17 protein-coding genes are annotated in these 16,936 nt (G+C 62.9%); 6 read left to right on the top strand and 11 right to left on the bottom strand.

What is annotated here, in order from left to right:
• Window positions 1–19 precede the first annotated feature (19 nt).
• Entirely contained in the window at window positions 20–487 is a 468-nt protein-coding gene (locus tag P3T18_RS35395) for a MaoC family dehydratase (protein WP_429304607.1), read from the top strand.
• Window positions 484–960, top strand: coding sequence for a MaoC family dehydratase (locus P3T18_RS35390; RefSeq protein WP_429304606.1), 477 nt, complete (start codon window positions 484–486; stop codon window positions 958–960). Before P3T18_RS35395 ends, P3T18_RS35390 begins: the two co-directional genes overlap by 4 nt.
• A 140-nt stretch (window positions 961–1,100) precedes the next feature.
• Here P3T18_RS35390 and P3T18_RS35385 read toward each other — a convergent pair whose 3' ends face one another.
• The 5 genes from P3T18_RS35385 to P3T18_RS35365 all read right to left on the bottom strand — a co-directional run bounded on the left by P3T18_RS35385 (window position 1,101) and on the right by P3T18_RS35365 (window position 6,620).
• On the bottom strand, window positions 1,101–2,360 hold the full coding sequence (locus P3T18_RS35385; protein WP_429304605.1) for an acyl-CoA dehydrogenase family protein: 1,260 nt from the start codon (window positions 2,358–2,360) through the stop codon (window positions 1,101–1,103).
• Window positions 2,361–2,421: 61 nt separating this feature from the next.
• Window positions 2,422–3,528: a phosphotransferase gene (locus P3T18_RS35380; protein WP_429304604.1), complete on the bottom strand. Its 1,107-nt coding sequence runs from the start codon at window positions 3,526–3,528 to the stop codon at window positions 2,422–2,424.
• A 20-nt stretch (window positions 3,529–3,548) separates the two neighbouring features.
• Window positions 3,549–4,265 (bottom strand): histidine phosphatase family protein, encoded by a 717-nt coding sequence (locus P3T18_RS35375; RefSeq protein ID WP_429304603.1) that lies wholly within the window; start codon window positions 4,263–4,265, stop codon window positions 3,549–3,551.
• Window positions 4,266–4,278: 13 nt separating this feature from the next.
• The gene (locus tag P3T18_RS35370) at window positions 4,279–5,067 is read right to left on the bottom strand and encodes an oxepin-CoA hydrolase, alternative type (RefSeq protein ID WP_429304602.1); all 789 of its coding nucleotides are present in this window, start codon (window positions 5,065–5,067) and stop codon (window positions 4,279–4,281) included.
• Window positions 5,064–6,620 carry a 3-hydroxyacyl-CoA dehydrogenase gene (locus tag P3T18_RS35365; RefSeq protein ID WP_429304601.1) on the bottom strand — a complete coding sequence of 519 codons (1,557 nt, stop codon included), beginning with the start codon at window positions 6,618–6,620 and terminating at the stop codon, window positions 5,064–5,066. The genes P3T18_RS35370 and P3T18_RS35365 overlap by 4 nt, the downstream gene beginning before the upstream one ends.
• A gap of 126 nt (window positions 6,621–6,746) precedes the next feature.
• On the opposite strand from P3T18_RS35365, the gene P3T18_RS35360 reads away from it, so the two are divergent.
• Window positions 6,747–7,394 (top strand): glutathione S-transferase, encoded by a 648-nt coding sequence (locus tag P3T18_RS35360; protein ID WP_429304600.1) that lies wholly within the window; start codon window positions 6,747–6,749, stop codon window positions 7,392–7,394.
• Window positions 7,395–7,530: 136 nt separating this feature from the next.
• On the opposite strand, the gene P3T18_RS35355 is transcribed toward P3T18_RS35360, so the two are convergent.
• Complete coding sequence (locus tag P3T18_RS35355; protein ID WP_429304599.1) at window positions 7,531–8,703, bottom strand: pyridoxal phosphate-dependent aminotransferase; 1,173 nt, start codon at window positions 8,701–8,703, stop codon at window positions 7,531–7,533.
• A gap of 136 nt (window positions 8,704–8,839) precedes the next feature.
• The gene (locus P3T18_RS35350) at window positions 8,840–9,340 is read right to left on the bottom strand and encodes a putative toxin-antitoxin system toxin component, PIN family (RefSeq protein WP_429304598.1); all 501 of its coding nucleotides are present in this window, start codon (window positions 9,338–9,340) and stop codon (window positions 8,840–8,842) included.
• A 57-nt stretch (window positions 9,341–9,397) separates the two neighbouring features.
• Between P3T18_RS35350 and yaaA the strand changes: the two genes are divergently transcribed.
• Window positions 9,398–10,180, top strand: coding sequence for a peroxide stress protein YaaA (gene yaaA / locus P3T18_RS35345; RefSeq protein ID WP_429304597.1), 783 nt, complete (start codon window positions 9,398–9,400; stop codon window positions 10,178–10,180).
• A gap of 38 nt (window positions 10,181–10,218) precedes the next feature.
• Window positions 10,219–11,376, top strand: coding sequence for a M14 family metallopeptidase (locus P3T18_RS35340; protein ID WP_429304596.1), 1,158 nt, complete (start codon window positions 10,219–10,221; stop codon window positions 11,374–11,376).
• Window positions 11,377–11,554: 178 nt separating this feature from the next.
• On the opposite strand, the gene P3T18_RS35335 is transcribed toward P3T18_RS35340, so the two are convergent.
• The 4 genes from P3T18_RS35335 to P3T18_RS35320 form a co-directional block, all read right to left on the bottom strand.
• On the bottom strand, window positions 11,555–12,196 hold the full coding sequence (locus tag P3T18_RS35335) for a BspC domain-containing protein (protein ID WP_429304595.1): 642 nt from the start codon (window positions 12,194–12,196) through the stop codon (window positions 11,555–11,557).
• Between the two features lie 144 nt (window positions 12,197–12,340).
• Window positions 12,341–13,015 carry an energy-coupling factor ABC transporter permease gene (locus P3T18_RS35330; protein WP_429304690.1) on the bottom strand — a complete coding sequence of 225 codons (675 nt, stop codon included), beginning with the start codon at window positions 13,013–13,015 and terminating at the stop codon, window positions 12,341–12,343.
• 110 nt (window positions 13,016–13,125) lie between these two features.
• On the bottom strand, window positions 13,126–14,004 hold the full coding sequence (locus P3T18_RS35325) for a LuxR C-terminal-related transcriptional regulator (protein WP_429304594.1): 879 nt from the start codon (window positions 14,002–14,004) through the stop codon (window positions 13,126–13,128).
• Between the two features lie 209 nt (window positions 14,005–14,213).
• Entirely contained in the window at window positions 14,214–15,428 is a 1,215-nt protein-coding gene (locus P3T18_RS35320; protein WP_429304593.1) for a DUF2863 family protein, read from the bottom strand.
• Window positions 15,429–15,696: 268 nt separating this feature from the next.
• Here P3T18_RS35320 and P3T18_RS35315 point away from each other — a divergent pair, with 268 nt between their 5' ends.
• On the top strand, window positions 15,697–16,812 hold the full coding sequence (locus P3T18_RS35315) for an AI-2E family transporter (RefSeq protein WP_429304592.1): 1,116 nt from the start codon (window positions 15,697–15,699) through the stop codon (window positions 16,810–16,812).
• Window positions 16,813–16,936: the final 124 nt, after the last annotated feature.

The raw sequence follows: 16,936 nt of genomic DNA, 5'->3' as shown, positions 1-16,936 counted from the left end.
TCCAATGCGAGGTGTGACGATGAATTTGAGTTTCGAGGACATGACGGTCGGCACGAACACCGAAATCGGCAAGCACACGTTCACGCGTGAGGAGATCGTCGAGTTCGCGCAAAAGTTCGATCCGCAACCTTTCCATCTCGACGAGGCGGCGGCCGCCGAATCGCCGTTCGGCGGTCTCGTGGCGAGCGGCTGGCACACCTGTTCCGTCATGATGGGGCTGCTGGTGCGTAACGTATTGGCGGGTTCCACGTCGATGGGCTCGCCCGGAATCGACGAGATCAGATGGTTGAAACCCGTGCGCGTGGGCGACACCATCACGATGAAGAACGCGATTCTCGACAAGCGCGTCTCGGCCAGCAAGCCGGATCGCGGCCTTGTGTCGACGCAGTGGGAAGGCATCAACCAGCATGGTGAGACGGTGGTTGTGGTGCGCTCGAAAGGCCTCTTCGGTCTGCGCAATCCCGATGCCGCCGGCACGCCGTCATGACGCAGGAATCGACGGGCGATCAGGTGTACGCTAACGCCGCTTCGCTGCGCGCGCTAGTCGGTGCTCAGGCGCTGGTGAGCGAATGGTTGACGGTGGACCAGGCGAGTGTCGATCGTTTTGCCGAGGCGACCGGCGATCATCAATGGATTCACGTCGACCCCGAACGGGCGCGACGCGAGTCGCCGTTCGGTGGCCCTATCGCCCATGGCTTCATGACGCTGTCGTTGATACCGGCATTGCTCGGCGAAACGGTGACGCTCAAACAGCGCATGGGCGTGAACTACGGGCTCAATCGCGTGCGGTTCACTTCGCCGGTACTCGTGGGTTCGCAGTTGCGCGCCCGCTTCGAGGTCCTGTCCGTTGAAGATATCGAACAGGGCGGCGTGCAGGTCGTGTGGAACGTAACGTTGGAACGGCAGGGCAGTGACCGGCCGGTATGCGTCGCGGAATTCATCACGAGGCATTACTTCTAGCGATTCACGAAAGCCTGCACGCTAAAAAAGCGCGGGGAGACCCGCGCTTTTTTCGCCTGGTGCCGCTGAATAACGCTTTCCGTGACATAGATGCGGTGCGACTCGAACGAACGGATCGCACCGGCAAAACCCAGCCGATCTCACACTCGCGTTATCGGCGTCTCCACCCGGTCGCTCGCACCGGGTTCCATGTAGCGCGCCAGTTCGAGTTTGGCGATAGCGTTGCGGTGTACTTCGTCCGGGCCATCGGCAAAGCGCAGCGTGCGCGCCGACGTGTACGCGTACGCCAGCGGGAAATCGTCGCTCAGGCCACCGGCGCCGTGCGCCTGAATCGCCCAGTCGATCACCTGGCACGCCATGTTCGGCGCCACGACCTTGATCATCGCAATCTCGCCGCGGGCGCCTTTGTTGCCGACCGTGTCCATCATGTACGCGGTTTTCAGTGTCAGCAGACGCGCCTGCTCGATCATGCAGCGTGCTTCGGCCAGACGCTCCTGCGTGACGCCTTGCGCGGCCACGGGTTTGCCGAACGCGACGCGCTGCAGCGAACGCTTCGCCATCAGTTCGAGCGCGCGTTCGGCCAGGCCGATCAGCCGCATGCAATGGTGGATGCGTCCCGGTCCGAGACGGCCTTGTGCAATTTCGAAGCCGCGTCCTTCGCCGAGCAGCATGTTGGTGGCGGGCACGCGCACGTTGTCCAGCGTGATTTCCATGTGACCGTGCGGTGCGTCGTCATAGCCGAACACGGTCAGCGGACGGTGCACGGTGATGCCGGTTGCGTCGGCGGGAACCAGGATCATCGACTGCTGCTGGTGACGTGGCGCTTCCGGATCGGTCTTGCCCATCACGATATAGATCTTGCAGCGCGGATCGCCGGCGCCCGACGACCACCATTTGTGGCCGTTGATGACGTAGTAATCGCCATCGCGCACGATGCTCGTCTGGATGTTCGTTGCATCGGACGATGCCACCTCGGGTTCGGTCATCAGAAACGCTGAGCGAATCTGTCCTTGCAAGAGTGGTTCGAGCCATTCGCGCTTGTTCTCTTCGCTGCCGTAGCGCTCGATCGTTTCCATGTTGCCGGTGTCCGGTGCATTGCAGTTGAACACCTCCGGTGCCCAGGGCACACGGCCCATGATTTCGCAGAGCGGCGCGTATTCGAGATTCGTCAGGCCGGCGCCACGCGCCGACTCAGGCAGAAAGAGATTCCACAGGCCGGCGTCGCGTGCTTGCTGTTTGAGTTGCTCGATCAGCTCCGTAGGTTGCCAGGCGTTGCCTTCGTGGCGGTTGCGCGCGATCTCGGCGTAGAACGCCTGTTCGTTCGGATAGATGTGCTCGTTGAAGAACGCGAGCAACTTTTCGCGCAGTGCCTGAACCTTCGGGGTGTAATCGAAATTCATGTATGACCTCGCGGATGACGAATGACGTTTGAGCAGCGGCGCAATTTATACGCCACGCCGTTTAGCTGACTTTCTGGGCATAGCGCCAGGCGAGTTCGGCCATCGGTTTGGCGCGGCGGCCGGCATCGAGTGCGAGTGCGCTGGCTGCGGTGCCGTCGACGACACGCTTCATGATCCCTTGCAGGATCGCGGCGATGCGGAACATGTTGTAGGCGAGATAGAAATTCCAGTCGCCCTGGATGTCGAACCCCGTGCGTTTGCTATAGCGCTCTACGTACTGCGCTTCGTCGGGAATGCCGAGGGCGGCCCAGTCGAGTCCTGCAATGCCGCGAAACTGCGTGGGATCGACGTGCCACGCCATGCAGTGATAGGCGAAGTCGGCAAGCGGATCGCCGAGCGTCGACAGTTCCCAGTCGAGCACGGCCAGCACGCGCGGCTCGGTCGGGTGGAAGATCAGATTGTCGAGCCGATAGTCGCCGTGTACGACCGACACGCGCGAACCCGTTTCGTCCGGAAGGTGCTGGGGCAGCCAGTCGATCAGACGATGCATCGCCTCGATCGACTCCGTTTCCGAGGCCAGATACTGCTTGCTCCAGCGACCGATCTGCCGCGTGAAATAGTTGCCCGGCTTGCCGTAATCGGCGAGGCCCGCTTTCGCGACATCGACGCTATGCAAGGCGGCAATCACACGATTCATCTCGTCGTAGATCGCGCCCCGTTCCGCCGACGACATGCCCGGCAGAGACTGGTCCCACAGCACGCGGCCTTCGACGAACTCCATCACATAGAACGCGCGGCCGATCACGCTTTCGTCCTCGCAAAGCGCGAGCATGGTCGCGACCGGCACTTCGCTGTCGGCGAGCGCGCGCATGACGCGGTATTCGCGCTCGATCGCATGGGCGGAGGGCAGCAGTTTGGCCGCGGGGCCGGGCTTCGCCCGCATCACGTAAGCGCGCGACGGCGTGGTGAGTTTGAAGGTGGGATTGGATTGGCCGCCGGCGAACTGCTCCAGCGTCAGCGGCCCTGAAAATCCTTCCACGTGCCGGCCAAGCCAGGCGGCCAGTGCTTCGGTGTCGACGCGCTGCCGTTCATTGACGGGACGCGTGCCCTCGAAGGCCGAATAGTCCTGCTTTTTGTCGGGCTCGCCGCTCTGTGTGCTCTGCGCCATGTGTCTCCTCCAGTTCGGTGTCAGCTACGCTTGTATTGAACGAATTGTGCGTAGAGCATTTCCATCGTGGTATTGCGGACGTCGCGATGCAATGGCGACGGCGGTGAGTAGTTGATCGTGCGCAATACCCAGTCGCGCGCTTCGACGCCGACATCGAGCGCGTTGATGCACCCGGTTGCCTGCGCCAGATGCCCGAAAAAGGTGCGGCCGCCGGCCGTGAGCGCGTGCGAGAGAATGGCGCGGTTCACGCCACCGTGCAGCACCAGCAGCACGGTGTCCCACGACGTATCTTCACGCAGCGCGGCCAGTGCTGGCAATACGCGGTCGAACAGTGAGCCGATGGTTTCGCCGTCCAGAAAACGCGTGCTTTCCGGCACGATGCCGTCGAACACGCCGAGAAACGCGGCTTCGATATCCTGCGGCGGAATCTGGCTCAGCCTGCCGCCGCGAATCTCCTGCCAGGCGGACTCGATTTCCAGTTCGACGTGCTGGTGCGTTTCCGCCAGCACGCGCTGCGCGGTTTCGACGGTGCGCGGCAAGCCGCTCACGATCACCCGGTCGAAGCGCACCTGTTGTTCCGCGAACACGCGACCCGCCGCGCTCGCCTGTTCGCGGCCGTTCGCATTGAGCGGCACGGTTTCCGGGTCGATTGCGCGGCCGGAATCGTCGAAGTAAGTCACGTCGCCGTGACGCATCAGGAAAATGCGCCGGCGTTTCGGAAGCTGATAGTCGGGCATGGCTCTTCGCTGTTTATTTGTAGACCGGCGCGCGCTTTTCGAGGAACGCGGAAATGCCTTCGAGCCCGTCGCGATGATGCAGCGACGCGACGAAGCTGTCGCGCTCGGCCACCAGATGGTCGGCAAGCGGCTGCGCGCCTGCCGCGCTGACGAGCGACTTGATGCGCGCGACCGAATTCGGCGAAATCTTGCCGAGTTCGTCGGCCCAGCTCACCGCCGCATCCAGAACCGCGCCTGTCTTCGCGAGTCTGTTCACCACGCCGAGTTCGTGCAGGCGGGCAGCGCCGATCGGCTTGCCTTCGATCAACACTTCCGTTGCGATCTGACGCGGCAACGCCTGCGCCAGAAACCAGGAGCCGCCGCCGTCCGGTGTCAGACCGACGCGCGCGTAAGACATCACGAATTTGGCGTCTTCGGCGGCTACGATCAGGTCGCAGGCCAGCGCAAGCGAGAATCCCGCGCCCGCGGCGGCGCCATCTACAGCGGCAATAATCGGCTTCGACGACAAACGCAGCGCCGAGATCCACTCGCCGAGCAGATCGATGCTTGCGGCCTGCACCGAAGGATCTTTCGCGCGGTTTTCCAGCAGACGGTTGAGATTGCCGCCGGCGCAGAAAAAGTTGTCCGCGCCGGCGATGACGACCGCGCGGATCGACGGATCGCGTTCGACCGAGTCGAGCGCTTCGATGCCGGCGGCGTACATGTCGGGATGCAGCGCATTGCGTGCGCCGGGATTGGACAGCGTGAGGACCAGGGTCGATTCGCTTCCGGTCGGGCGCGAGGTCAGCAGTTCGGCGCTCATTGTTGCGTCTCCGTTCGAGTGTCGGCGGCGTCGCCCTGTGTGAGCGACAGCCCGAGTTGTGCGCGCCGCGAAAGCCACGGCGAAGGACGATAGCGCGGGTCGTCCAACACGCTGAAGATATTGCGCAGGATTGTGAGAATGGTTTGTGCGCCGAGCGAGTCGCCGAGCGCCAGCGGGCCGCGCGGATAGCCGAGGCCGAGCGTGACGGCGAGGTCGATGTCCGCTGGCGTGGCGATCTGCTTTTGCGCGATGTCGCAGCCGATGTTCACGATCGTCGCCACCACGCGTTGCGACACGAAGCCGGTCGAATCGCGAATCACCGTGACCGGCACGCTGTCTGCGGCGAACAGCGCATGAGCGGCGTCGCGCGCCGCGCGAGTGGTGGCGGGCGTGGTCATTAGCGTGCGGCGGCGTGCGCCTTGCAGCGGGAAAAGCGTGTCGATGGCGACGACGCGTGTTGCGTCGAGCGCTTCGTCGACCGCGGCCGTGGTTGCGTCATGGCCGTACGGCGTCACGACGATCAGCGAGTCCGCCGCGGGTAGCGCGCCTTCGTCGAGTTCGACGCCTGCTTTCGCGACGAGTTGAACGACTGCTTCGCGCGCTTGCGGATAGCGCCCGCTGATCCACACTTTGCGCGGCAACGTGGTGGGCGCGGGCGCTTCGGGCGGCACCTGCTGTTTGCCGTCGTCGTAGCGATAAAAACCTTCGCCTGCCTTGCGGCCGATCAAACCGCCCGCGAGTCTCGTGCCCGTGATGGGCGAGGGCGTGAAGCGCGGCTCTTCGTAGAACTGGTGATAGATCGACTCCATGACCGGATGCGAAACGTCGAGCGCCGTCAGGTCCAGCAATTCGAACGGGCCGAGGCGGAAGCCGGCCTGCTCGCGCATGATGCGGTCGATATCCGCGAAACTCGCCACGCCTTCGCTCGCGACGCGCAAGCCTTCCGTATTCATGCCGCGGCCCGCATGATTCACGATGAAGCCGGGCATGTCTTTCGCGCGCACCGGCGTGTGTCCCATGCGGCGCGCGAGGTCCATCAGCGCGTCGCCGGCGGCGGGATCGCTACGCAGTCCGTCGATCACTTCGACCACTTTCATCAGCGGCACGGGATTGAAGAAGTGATAGCCGACCACGCGCGAGGGATTCGTGCACCCTGCCGCGATGGCGGTAATGGAGAGCGACGAGGTATTCGACGCCAGCACGCAGCTGCCGCTCACCACCGTTTCGAGTTCGCGAAAGAGCGACTGCTTCACGTCGAGTTTTTCGACGATCGCCTCGATCACCAGATCGCAATCGGCGAGATCGGCAATGGCCTGCGCGCCGCTCACGTTCGCCAGCGCGGCCAGCGAGCGCGCCTGCTCGAGCTTGCCTTTGGCGGTCAACCTGGCGAAAGTTTCGGCGAGATAGTCGCGCGCCGCGCCGATGGCCGAGAAGTTGCTGTCGTAAAGACGCACCTTGAGGCCGGCGAGCGCCGCGATCTGGGCGATGCCGCGGCCCATTGCTCCGGTCCCGACAATGCCGATAGTCTCGATACTGCGATTGCGAGAGGTCATTGTGATGCTCGACTCCATGGTTATTTTAGAATAGCACGATCGTGCAATTTATTGGATGATGGGTAAAAGCCGGCCGCGCCACGCTCGACGAGCGGTCTCGAACAACTCGAAGGAAGGAGACACCCGATGATCAAGCTGTGCGGTTTTGCGCTGTCCAACTACTACAACAAGGTGAAGTTCGTGCTGCTCGAACACGGCATTCCGTTCGAGGAAGTATCCGTTATGCCGAGTCAGGACGAACTCATGCTCGAACATTCGCCGCTCGGCAAAGTGCCTTACCTGCAGACCGAAAACGGCGACCTGTGCGAGTCGCAATGCATTGTCGAATATCTCGCGGCGCGCTATCCCGACAAGGCGATTTTTTCGGCTGATCCATGGGAGGCCGCCAAGGAGCGCGAGATGATCATGTTCGTCGACGTTCACCTCGAACTTACCGTGCGCAATCTCTACAAGGAAGCGTTTTTCGGCGGCACGGTCACGGACGCCACGAAGGGCCGTATCGAGAAGCTGCTCGCGCATCATGTCGCCGGGTTCAAGCGGATCGCAAAGTTCGCGCCGTACCTGTGCGGCGAGCGTTTTAGCGTGGCCGATGCGGCGGGCTACGTGAGTTTGCCGCTGGTAGGCATGGCGTCGCAGGCCATCTACGGGCGCGATTTTCTGCTCGACGCCGGGATCGACTGGAAAAGCTATGTGAAGACGGTTGGCGAGCGGCCGGCCGCGCAGCGCGTGACAGACGATCGCAAGGCCTATGTCGCGTCGACGCGTACGGCCTGAGTGCGCGAATTGCGCTGCGGTCCGGCCTGAAGGCGGACGTGATGAAGCGGTGTGGCGAAGGCGGCGAGCACGCGTCTTAGCCACAGGGCGCGATGGCGAGGAACATGGGTTCGTTCGCAACATCGCGCCGTGCATCTCAGAGCCGCGCCAGCCGTTCGAGCGCGGTGGCCAGCGTGGCTTCCTGCTTGGCAAAGCAGAAGCGCACCACGCCGGACTCGTGGGCCTCGTGATAGAAGGCCGACACCGGAATGGCCGCCACGCCGATCTCGCCGGTTAGCCAATGCGCGAATTCGGCCTCGGGCAGGTCGCTGATTGCCGAGTAATCCACGCACTGGAAGTACGTGCCGGTGCAAGGCAGCAGCCTGAAGCGCGAATTGGCGAGGCCGGCACGGAAGAAGTCGCGCTTCTTCTGATAGAACGCGGGCAGGTTCAGGTACGGCGCCGGGTCCTGCATGTATTGCGCGAGTCCGATCTGCATCGGCGTGTTGACGGTGAACACGTTGAACTGATGCACCTTGCGAAATTCGGCGGTCAGCGCCGCCGGTGCCGCGACGTAGCCGACTTTCCAGCCCGTGACGTGATACGTCTTGCCGAAACTCGACACCACGAAGCTGCGCTGCGCCAGTTCCGGGTAACGGGCGACGCTTTCGTGCGGCGCGCCGTCGTAGACCATGTGTTCGTACACTTCGTCGGAGAGAATCAGCACGTTGGTGCCGCGCACGATCTCTTCGAGCTTGCGCATGTCTTCGGCGCGCCAGACCGTGCCGGTCGGGTTGTGCGGCGTGTTGATCAGCAGCAGCCGCGTTTTCGGCGTGATGGCGGCGGCCAGCTTGTCGAACGGAATCGCGTAGTCCGGTGCGTCGAGCGTGATGAAGACCGGCTTGCCGCCCGCCAGTTCGATGGAGGGCAGGTAGCTGTCGTACGTCGGCTCGATCACGATCACTTCGTCGCCGGGGTGCACGGTGCAAAGAATGGCGGTCAGCAAGGCTTGCGTGGCGCCCGCGGTGACCGTGATTTCGGTGTTGGCGTCGTAGCGGCGGCCGTACAGGCTCGCGATCTTGTCCGAGATGGCCTGACGCAGCGGCGCGGCGCCGGCCATGGGCGGATACTGGTTATGACCGTCGCGCATCGCGTTCGAGACGGCATCCACGATTTTCGGATCGCAGCCGAAATCGGGAAAGCCCTGGCCTAGATTCACCGCGCCTTTTTCGGCGGCGAGCGCGCTCATCACGGTGAAAATCGTCGTGCCGACATTCGGCAGGCGAGACGGAAACGAGGGACTCGTGGGCGTATCGTGCGGTGCATTCATGGCGCTGTCCGGAGCGTGAGCGGTGAGTGGGTGGATGGGCAAGGCGGCGTCGGTTGAAAACGGACGAAGCCTGATTGTAGGGAATCGCGGCGCGGCATGTGCACCTCGGGTCCCGCGTTGGCCATTCGGCCAGGGGTCATGCGGAGGCCGGCGCGTTTGCGCACGCGCTCGCCGCGCTCTCGAAGACAGCGACAAAGGGCGCCGGCTGGGCGATCTGAAAGCCGAAATCGCGCGCAATCCGTTTCGCGAGCTTTAACACCGCGCGGTCTTTCGACACCAGCCAGTCGGCGCCGGCCGCATGCGCGAGTTCCAGAAACTTCTGGTCGTCGCGATCCTTGCATTTGGGCAGCGGCTTCGCGTCTTGTGCCGGCGGCGCGGGTTGCACCAGTTCGGCAAGACGCTCGACCACGGCGAGCGCCGCGGCCTTGTCGACGTTGCGGTGCACGAACTGCGGGTAGTCGAGCACGTACGTGAGTTCGGCGAGACAGCGCGCGTCGATCAGCGCGGCGAGCGCGCCGCTTTCGAGTGCCGCGCGGATCGGCCGCGTGTGCGGGTCGTCGAACACGAGAATATCGATCCACACATTGGAATCGAGAACGACGCGCAAAGCGCCGCGTGAGGCATGGGAACCGGGCATTCGATACAATCTGGCTTTCGTCTTTGACCGCCAGGCACGGCGTGCCTGCAAGCCTCTATGATAATCGTTCTGTCGCCGGCGAAATCGCTCGACTACGAAACCCCTCCGCACGTCAAAAAGCACACGATCCCCGATTTCGTCGACGATGCCGCTGAGTTGATCGGCGGGCTGCGCCGTTTGTCGCCGCAGCAGATCGCCTCGCTCATGAGCATTTCCGATCAGCTCGCGCACCTGAATTTCGAGCGTTACGCGCATTGGTCGCCCGAATTCAACACGCACAATGCCAAACAGGCGGTGCTCGCGTTCAACGGCGACGTGTACGAGGGTTTCAACGCGAAAACTTTGTCGTCGGCCGATCTCGACTACGCGCAAAACCATGTGCGCGTGTTGTCCGGTCTCTACGGATTGCTGCGTCCGCTCGATCTGCTGCAGCCGTACCGCCTCGAAATGGGTACGCGCTTTGCCAATACGCGGGGCAAAGACCTCTACGCGTTCTGGGGCGAGCGCATCACGCAGGCGCTGAACGCGCAGTTGAAGAAGAATGCCGTGGCGTCGCGCGTGCTGGTGAATTGCGCGTCCGGCGAGTATTTCAAGTCGGTGAAGCCGAAGCTGCTCGACGCGCCTGTGGTCACGCCGGTTTTCGAAGACTGGAAGGGCGGCCGCTACAAGATCATCAGCTTCCACGCGAAACGCGCGCGCGGCCTGATGGCGCGCTATGCAGTCGAAAACCGGCTGACCACGCCGGAGCAACTCAAGGGTTTCGACTCGGAAGGCTATGCGTTCGACGCCGAGGCCTCGAACGACGCCACCTACGTATTCCGCCGCCGCCTGGCAGACTGAGCGACCAGGCGATTGCGACGCAACCAGGCAGGAAGAACATGACGACGTTATCGATTACGAGCAATTTCGACGCAGGCGCGATCGAAGTTCTGTCTTGCGAAGAGGCAGCCAATATCCGCTTGCGCGTGCGCCCGGACAGCCACGCCGAGTTCGCGCAGTGGTTCTATTTCCGCCTCTCCGGCGCGGCGGGCGAGCGCTGTGTGATGACTTTTGAAAATGCCGCCGCGTGCGCGTTCGCCGAAGGCTGGCGCGACTATCAGGCAGTGGCGAGCTACGACCGCGTCAACTGGTTCCGCGTGCCGACGTCTTACGACGGCCGCGTGTTGACCATCGACCACACGCCGGATTTCGACCGCATCTACTACGCGTATTTCGAACCGTACAGCGAGGAGCGTCATTCGGAGTTTCTCGGCGCCGTGCAGCAGATGCCGCAGGCCACGCTCACCGAGTTGGGCAAGACGGTCGAAGGCCGGCCCATGTCCTTGCTGACGCTCGGTACGCCGCAGGAAGGCGACAAGCCGAAGAAAAAGATCTGGCTGATCGCGCGGCAGCATCCGGGCGAGACGATGGCCGAATGGTTCATCGAAGGGCTGGTCAAACGGCTTGCCGGTTGGGGCGACTGGGCAGGTGACCCGGTGGCGCGCAAGCTCTACGACCATGCAGTGTTCTACATCGTGCCGAACATGAATCCGGACGGCAGCGTGCACGGCAATCTGCGCACCAACGCGGCCGGCGCGAATCTGAACCGTGAATGGATGGAGCCGGACGCCGCGCGCAGCCCCGAAGTGCTGGTTGTGCGCGATGCGATTCATGCCACCGGTTGCGACCTGTTCTTCGACATTCATGGCGACGAGGCGCTGCCGTACGTTTTCGTAGCCGGCTCCGAAATGCTGCCGGGCTTCACCGAACGGCAGGGCGAAGAGCAGAAGGCGTTTATCGAAGCGTTCAAGCAGGCGAGTCCGGACTTCCAGGACAAGTACGGCTACGCCGCCAGCAAGTATCGTGAAGACGCGCTCAAGCTGGCTTCGAAATATATCGGCAATGAGTTTGGTTGCCTGTCGCTGACGCTGGAAATGCCGTTCAAAGACAACGCCAATCTGCCCGACGAGCGTGTGGGCTGGAGCGGCGAGCGCAGCGCCGCTCTGGGCGCCGCCATGCTGCAGGCCATTTTGCGGCATGTAGAGACATTCGCTTGACGCCAGGCTGATCGAGTCGCGCCCGCAGACGGGCGTGCGAGATAAAAAAAGAGGCGTCCACGTTAGTGGGCGCCTCTTTTTATTTGCGCTTCGGCTGACGCGTCTCCCGCGGCGGCTGGGCCCGGAGCCGGGCGAAATGCTGTGAGCGTTGAGTATTAGCGCGCCTCAGTGCGTCTGCTCAGTGCGTCTTTTTGGCGGGCGCCTTTTTCGAACTCGATTTACTCGACGTGGCTTTGCCCGAGCTCGACTTCGAAGATTTGCCGCTCGACTTCCTGGTGCTCTTGCCGCTGGCCGAGTGTTTGCCCTTCGCGCTCTTGTGCTTGCCAGACGCCGACGACCCTGAGGACCGGCTGCTCTGCGCCCGGGCCGGCGGCACCGGATCGTTCCAGCTGAACGCCAGCATCTGGGCACCGACATAACCGCAGCGGAATTTCAGATCGGCGGGGTCGCCGTCGCCGTTTTGCCGGATGCCGAGCCCTTCGACGGTGACGATATTGTCGACCTTGACGCGCTGTTTGCCCTGGTCGAACGAATCGTTCCAAGGCGTGACCGATGCATGCGCGGTATCGAACGAGCTTGGAGGGAATTCGACGCGGTCGAAGGCGGTCGAGGTGCTGGCGACAAAGTTGCCATGTGCTGCGCAATCCGCGACGAGCGGGTCTGCGTGCATGTCATTGACAAATCTGTTGACGAGATCGTTGTGCTGTTCGAGTTGATCGGCGAATGCGGGAGCAGGGCACGTGAGCGAAAAAACTGCTGCAAGTGTTGCCAACCGGCCGACCAACCGCAGCAATCGGCGCGGTACGTTGGTGCGATCCATCTAGTTCGTTAGACGCTATTGAGACATGAGGCACGTAAGATGCCCGGCAGGCGGGTGGAGTTCAATCCTGGCATAAATATTTTGTTCTGTGGTGGTGTCCGCACTCGGCCTCTATGTCGCGAACGACACGACGTCACGCACCGATCACGTGCGCGGACCGCCCAAGCGGTAGCGACGCACGTCATAGGTCGTGACCCACGCGGGACGATAGACCGCGATCAGTGCAGTCGACATGCCGGTGAACCACGCCTCGCCCGTGGCGAGCAGAAGCACGCTGAATGCGTAGCCGACCGGCACGACGGTCAGCGACCCATCGGCGAGCGCGATATGGAGACCGAGTGCCGCCGCCGCGGTGAGCGATACGGCGATGGCCGGCGAGACGAAGCCCTGGCCGAAGATGAACATGAAAAGGTTGCGAGGCAGCCAGGCGATGCTGGCGCGCTGAACCAGAGTGGAAATGCCGACGGGCAATGCGCCGAATACGAGGAAGGTCAGCGCGATGCCTTGCCAGGGCGCGTCGAATACGACGGCGGCCAGACCTGTCACGATTGCCATGGCGATGAGGGCGAGAGCCCAGTCGAATAGCGTGACGACGAGTGTGGCGCCGAGCAGATGCATGACCGTGCCGTCGTCGAGCCACGCATTGCTCGCCCACAGCACCGACACCGCGACGATGATCGCGAGCCAGACATGCTGAAGGGTGCCGTCCTGAAGTCGTTTGAAAGGATTTTTCCACAGCGCGAGCGCGACCACGATCGCAGTGGCGGTCCAGCCACTGACTGCGACCCAGAACGGAAGCGGTGTGTAGAGGAAACCCATGTGTCTCATATTACTCGTTGGACGGAAAAAGGTGTGAGCGGATTCCATGCCAGCAGGCGCCAACGTCGTCGGCGCGCGTGTCTCGCGTCGCGCGTTCGCGCCTGTCGGTCTCAGGTGGAATCTTCTCCCGGCGCCTTCGTCGTCGGGCCTGGCGCCGGCGAGTCGACATAGTTCGCGAGCGGTTCCGCCGCCATGGGCAGTTCGGCGGGCGTGTCGTTCGCAGGCAACGGATACTGGAAGCGCCGCCGCTTTGCGCGTCGCAACGGGACCGCGCCGGCTTGTCCCATGACAGGGCGCGGCGGTGCGTCGCCGTCGTTGTAGAGCACGCGCAGATGAGCCGACAACCAGCCGTTGTAAAGCGCCACGGCGGCCGCGCGATTGGCTGCGCCGAGTTGCTGGAATATGCTGGTCAGATGGATCTTCACGGTGCCCTCGCTAATGCCCAGCGTGCGCGCGATCATCTTGTTGGTGCTGCCCATGTGCACGCAGCGCATGATCTGCTCCTGACGCGGCGAGAGTCCGCTGGACAGTCTGGCGCGCCGGGGCGGCGGGGTCTTTTCGTCGAACGGCCTGACGGCGGCGTCCGGCGGCAGCGGCGGGTTGATCGACAGCGCGCCGGGCGGCACGTAATGGCCACCCAGCAGCACCATCTCGAATGCGCGCACGATCAGGCATGGATCGGTTTCGCGCGCGACCACGCCGAGCACACCTTCATCCATCAGATTTCGCACGACGACCGGTGAGACATGATCGGCCAGCACGGCCACGCGCAGGCCCGGATCGAGGCTGAGCAGATGACGGACGTCCGCGATGGTCATCCATTCCTGCCAGTCGACCACCAGCAGGTCGGGGCGCTGACGCTTGAGCGAGCGCTCTACCTGCCGCCAGTCCTGTGCTTCGTTAAAGCGCGCGAGGCGGTCGATCTGACGCAGTAGCGCCTTGAGGCCGTCGCGTCGTTCCGCGTCGGAGTTGAGTATTGAGAATCGCATGCCATGTCTCCAGGTGAATCGGGCGAGGCGACGCGATGCATAACGAACCGGCTGATACCGGACGCGCTACGATGCGTCGCCAGGTCCTATGATGACAAATTCCCTTCAACTTGACGGCCTGTCCAGAAGGCATAGGAAGAACGCCATAAAAAAAGCCCCGCACATGGCGGGGCTTCGTGACGGCGCGCCGGTTGACCGGCGCTGCTGCTTTAGTGGAAATGAGGCTGGGCGGGCTCTGCGTCTTCCGGCATTTCCGCGTGGACGATTTCGCCGAGCGGGTCGGCGTAGAGCGGCACGCCGCAGTCGTCGCAATATTCCGGTTCGAATCTGCCTGCGTGACGACGCACGTCTGTCACGCCGCTTTCCTTGAGCAGGGCGACGATTTCTTCGAGCGGATCGTCCGACGCCGCGACTTCCTGCGGCTCCTCGTCGATACCGGGCTCACCGTTTTCGCGGCCGTACAGCGGCCACACGACGCCGTAAATCACATCGTTGCTGCCGCGACGTGTGAAGCCGACGCGATATTCGTCGATCCGGCGTTCGCCGAAGCCGGCGACCACCGCGCGTAATTCCTGTGGCGCGGCACCAATTGTGTCGAATAGATAACGAACCGCGGTACGAACCGTGTGCGGACGCACGCGTTCGTCTGCGTCACGGCATGCCGAATAGTAAGCGTCCGGGAGAAGACACTCGAATTCGCAGCCGGGCAAGACCAGCGACAGGTTGGCGCCGCCTTGCGTGGCCCATTGCTCGAGACACTGGCCGCGTTCGATCCGGCTGCCGTGCTCTTCTTCCTGCCAGCGGAACACCGGTTCGCCGACGGGCGCCGCCACGACGGCCAGCAGGAAACGCGGATCGGCGAGAATCGGCGAGGTTTCGGGCAGTTCGCCAAAATTCAGTTTGACGTTGCCGCCGGCCATCGCCGCCTGCGCGAGTTGCTGTGCGATACGCCATGTTTCGACATGGTGACGCGGCAATTGGTCGATGCTGTACAGGAACGGTGCCATGGCCACGCGCGTATTCGCGGCGAGGACGTGCGCCTGTAGATGCGCGCGCAGTGCGTCGGAAGCGTCGCCCTTGAGCGGTCCCGAGGGAATCATGTAGCGAGTCCAGGCAAGCACCGGCGCGGCGATCAGCAGCGCCTCGTAAGGCACGCCCTCGTGCTCGACGACGAACGACTCGCTGTGCGTTTCCGCCATGTCTGCGAGTGCGCCGTAGGCGTCGGGATGATTCTGCTGCAGATGGTCGAGCGCGGCGTCCAGCGTGGTCTGGTTAGCGTTGCGGACGATCTTGGCCAGCAGCGCGTCAAGCTTGGCTTCCCAGAAGCGGTCCTCGGTGCGGCTGCCCGACGCGAAAAGCGCGAGCGAGAGACCGACGAGTTTGTCGGCATCGGGGGGGAGACGTTTGGCGATTCGCGAGCGCATAAATCCGGAAGTTGGGTGCACAGAACCTTATATTCTAGTCTTTTCTATGCCGCCATATTGTTTGGCGGACAACGCGAGGTGAATTCGGACGTTTCTACGTCAAGAATAAGTCCGTCGTCAGCGAATCCGGCGCATTGTTTTGCGCCTTGGCCAGAAGATATACGGGGAGCCCGGTCGTGCGACTCGCTTCTATACTGACATCACTCGGGCATAAAACTCATACGTATGCCTGATCGCCGCCGTGGCAGGGCACAACAGGAGAGATATCGTGAAATCGGACCAACTGATCGAGCGGCTCGCGGCCGTGTTCGCGTTGATCGTTCTCGTCGGCGGCTCTCTGCTCGTGCTCGCACCGTTCACCACGGCGCTATTGTGGGGCGCCATTCTGAGTTACAGCTCGTGGGGTTTATACCGGCGCTTGAGCACCGCACTCGGCGGGCGGCGCAAATGGGCCGCCACGTTGATTGTGATCATCATTCTGATCGTCGTGCTCGGGCCATTCGTCTATGCGGGCTTTGCGTTCGGCGCGCATGTGCATGACATCGTGGCGCTGGTGCAGCGGCTTTTCGAAGCCGGTCTGCCGGATTTGCCGCCGTGGGTTGCGCGCATTCCGCTGGTCGGGCCGAACATCGAAGGTTTTTGGGAGCGCATGACAAGCAGCAATTCGGAGCTGATTTCGCAATTGCGCACCCTGGCTGCGCCGGCCGGCAAATGGATTCTGGCGGCAGCGCTTGCCGTTACGCACGGTCTGGGGTTGCTGGCTCTGAGTATCGTGCTCGCGTTCTTCTTCTATACAGGGGGCGAGGGCGCTGCCGCCTGGCTCAATGCGGGCATGCGCCGTATTGCCGGCGAACGGGCGGATTATCTGCTGGCGCTTGCAGGCAGCACGGTAAAGGGCGTGGTGTACGGAATCCTCGGTACGGCGCTCGTGCAAGGAATTCTCGCCGGCTTCGGATGCTGGATTGCGGGTGTTCCGGCGCCTGCCTTGCTCGGTCTCGCAACCTTCTTCCTATCTGTGATTCCTGCCGGCCCGGTGGTGGTCTGGTTGCCCGCGGCGATCTGGCTGTATCACGGCGGCGATACCGGTTGGGCGATCTTCCTCGTCATTTGGGGCGTGCTGGTGGTCGGCATGTCCGACAACGTTATCAAGCCGATACTGATCGGCAAGAGCAGCGACATGCCGCTCATTCTCGTGATGTTGGGGATTCTGGGCGGCGCGTTCGCCTTCGGTTTTCTCGGCGTTTTCATCGGACCAACCTTGCTGGCAGTCGCTTATACCGTCTTGCACGACTGGACGATCGGTGCCACGACGACTCGTGCCGCGACGCCTGAGCTTACGGCACCGGTCATCGACGACCCTGCGCAAGCAAAAAAGGCGCCTTGAATTAATTCCAGATAACGCTTGCCAGGCCTGTCGTGGGTCGCTAGAATCTCGCTCTTTCGTGCTTCGGATACCGGGGCACGGGGAAGCGGGAGAGCCAGCAATGGCGGGGGTTTGCGGTGAGTCG

Origin of the sequence: Paraburkholderia sp. GAS199, from assembly GCF_050436585.1 — a bacterium.
Taxonomy (GTDB): domain Bacteria; phylum Pseudomonadota; class Gammaproteobacteria; order Burkholderiales; family Burkholderiaceae; genus Paraburkholderia.
The sequence above is the reverse complement of the archived record's forward strand: the minus strand, read 5'-3'. Positions and strand labels throughout refer to the sequence as shown.

What these genes read in the sequence shown, in the direction of transcription:
- P3T18_RS35395 (WP_429304607.1), top strand. Translation starts at nt 20, where the DNA reads ATGAATTTGAGTTTCGAGGACATGACGGTCGGCACGAACACCGAAATC.
- P3T18_RS35390 (WP_429304606.1), top strand. Translation starts at nt 484, where the DNA reads ATGACGCAGGAATCGACGGGCGATCAGGTGTACGCTAACGCCGCTTCG.
- P3T18_RS35385 (WP_429304605.1), bottom strand. Translation starts at nt 2,360, where the DNA reads ATGAATTTCGATTACACCCCGAAGGTTCAGGCACTGCGCGAAAAGTTG.
- P3T18_RS35380 (WP_429304604.1), bottom strand. Translation starts at nt 3,528, where the DNA reads ATGGCGCAGAGCACACAGAGCGGCGAGCCCGACAAAAAGCAGGACTAT.
- P3T18_RS35375 (WP_429304603.1), bottom strand. Translation starts at nt 4,265, where the DNA reads ATGCCCGACTATCAGCTTCCGAAACGCCGGCGCATTTTCCTGATGCGT.
- P3T18_RS35370 (WP_429304602.1), bottom strand. Translation starts at nt 5,067, where the DNA reads ATGAGCGCCGAACTGCTGACCTCGCGCCCGACCGGAAGCGAATCGACC.
- P3T18_RS35365 (WP_429304601.1), bottom strand. Translation starts at nt 6,620, where the DNA reads ATGACCTCTCGCAATCGCAGTATCGAGACTATCGGCATTGTCGGGACC.
- P3T18_RS35360 (WP_429304600.1), top strand. Translation starts at nt 6,747, where the DNA reads ATGATCAAGCTGTGCGGTTTTGCGCTGTCCAACTACTACAACAAGGTG.
- P3T18_RS35355 (WP_429304599.1), bottom strand. Translation starts at nt 8,703, where the DNA reads ATGAATGCACCGCACGATACGCCCACGAGTCCCTCGTTTCCGTCTCGC.
- P3T18_RS35350 (WP_429304598.1), bottom strand. Translation starts at nt 9,340, where the DNA reads ATGCCCGGTTCCCATGCCTCACGCGGCGCTTTGCGCGTCGTTCTCGAT.
- yaaA (WP_429304597.1), top strand. Translation starts at nt 9,398, where the DNA reads ATGATAATCGTTCTGTCGCCGGCGAAATCGCTCGACTACGAAACCCCT.
- P3T18_RS35340 (WP_429304596.1), top strand. Translation starts at nt 10,219, where the DNA reads ATGACGACGTTATCGATTACGAGCAATTTCGACGCAGGCGCGATCGAA.
- P3T18_RS35335 (WP_429304595.1), bottom strand. Translation starts at nt 12,196, where the DNA reads ATGGATCGCACCAACGTACCGCGCCGATTGCTGCGGTTGGTCGGCCGG.
- P3T18_RS35330 (WP_429304690.1), bottom strand. Translation starts at nt 13,015, where the DNA reads ATGGGTTTCCTCTACACACCGCTTCCGTTCTGGGTCGCAGTCAGTGGC.
- P3T18_RS35325 (WP_429304594.1), bottom strand. Translation starts at nt 14,004, where the DNA reads ATGCGATTCTCAATACTCAACTCCGACGCGGAACGACGCGACGGCCTC.
- P3T18_RS35320 (WP_429304593.1), bottom strand. Translation starts at nt 15,428, where the DNA reads ATGCGCTCGCGAATCGCCAAACGTCTCCCCCCCGATGCCGACAAACTC.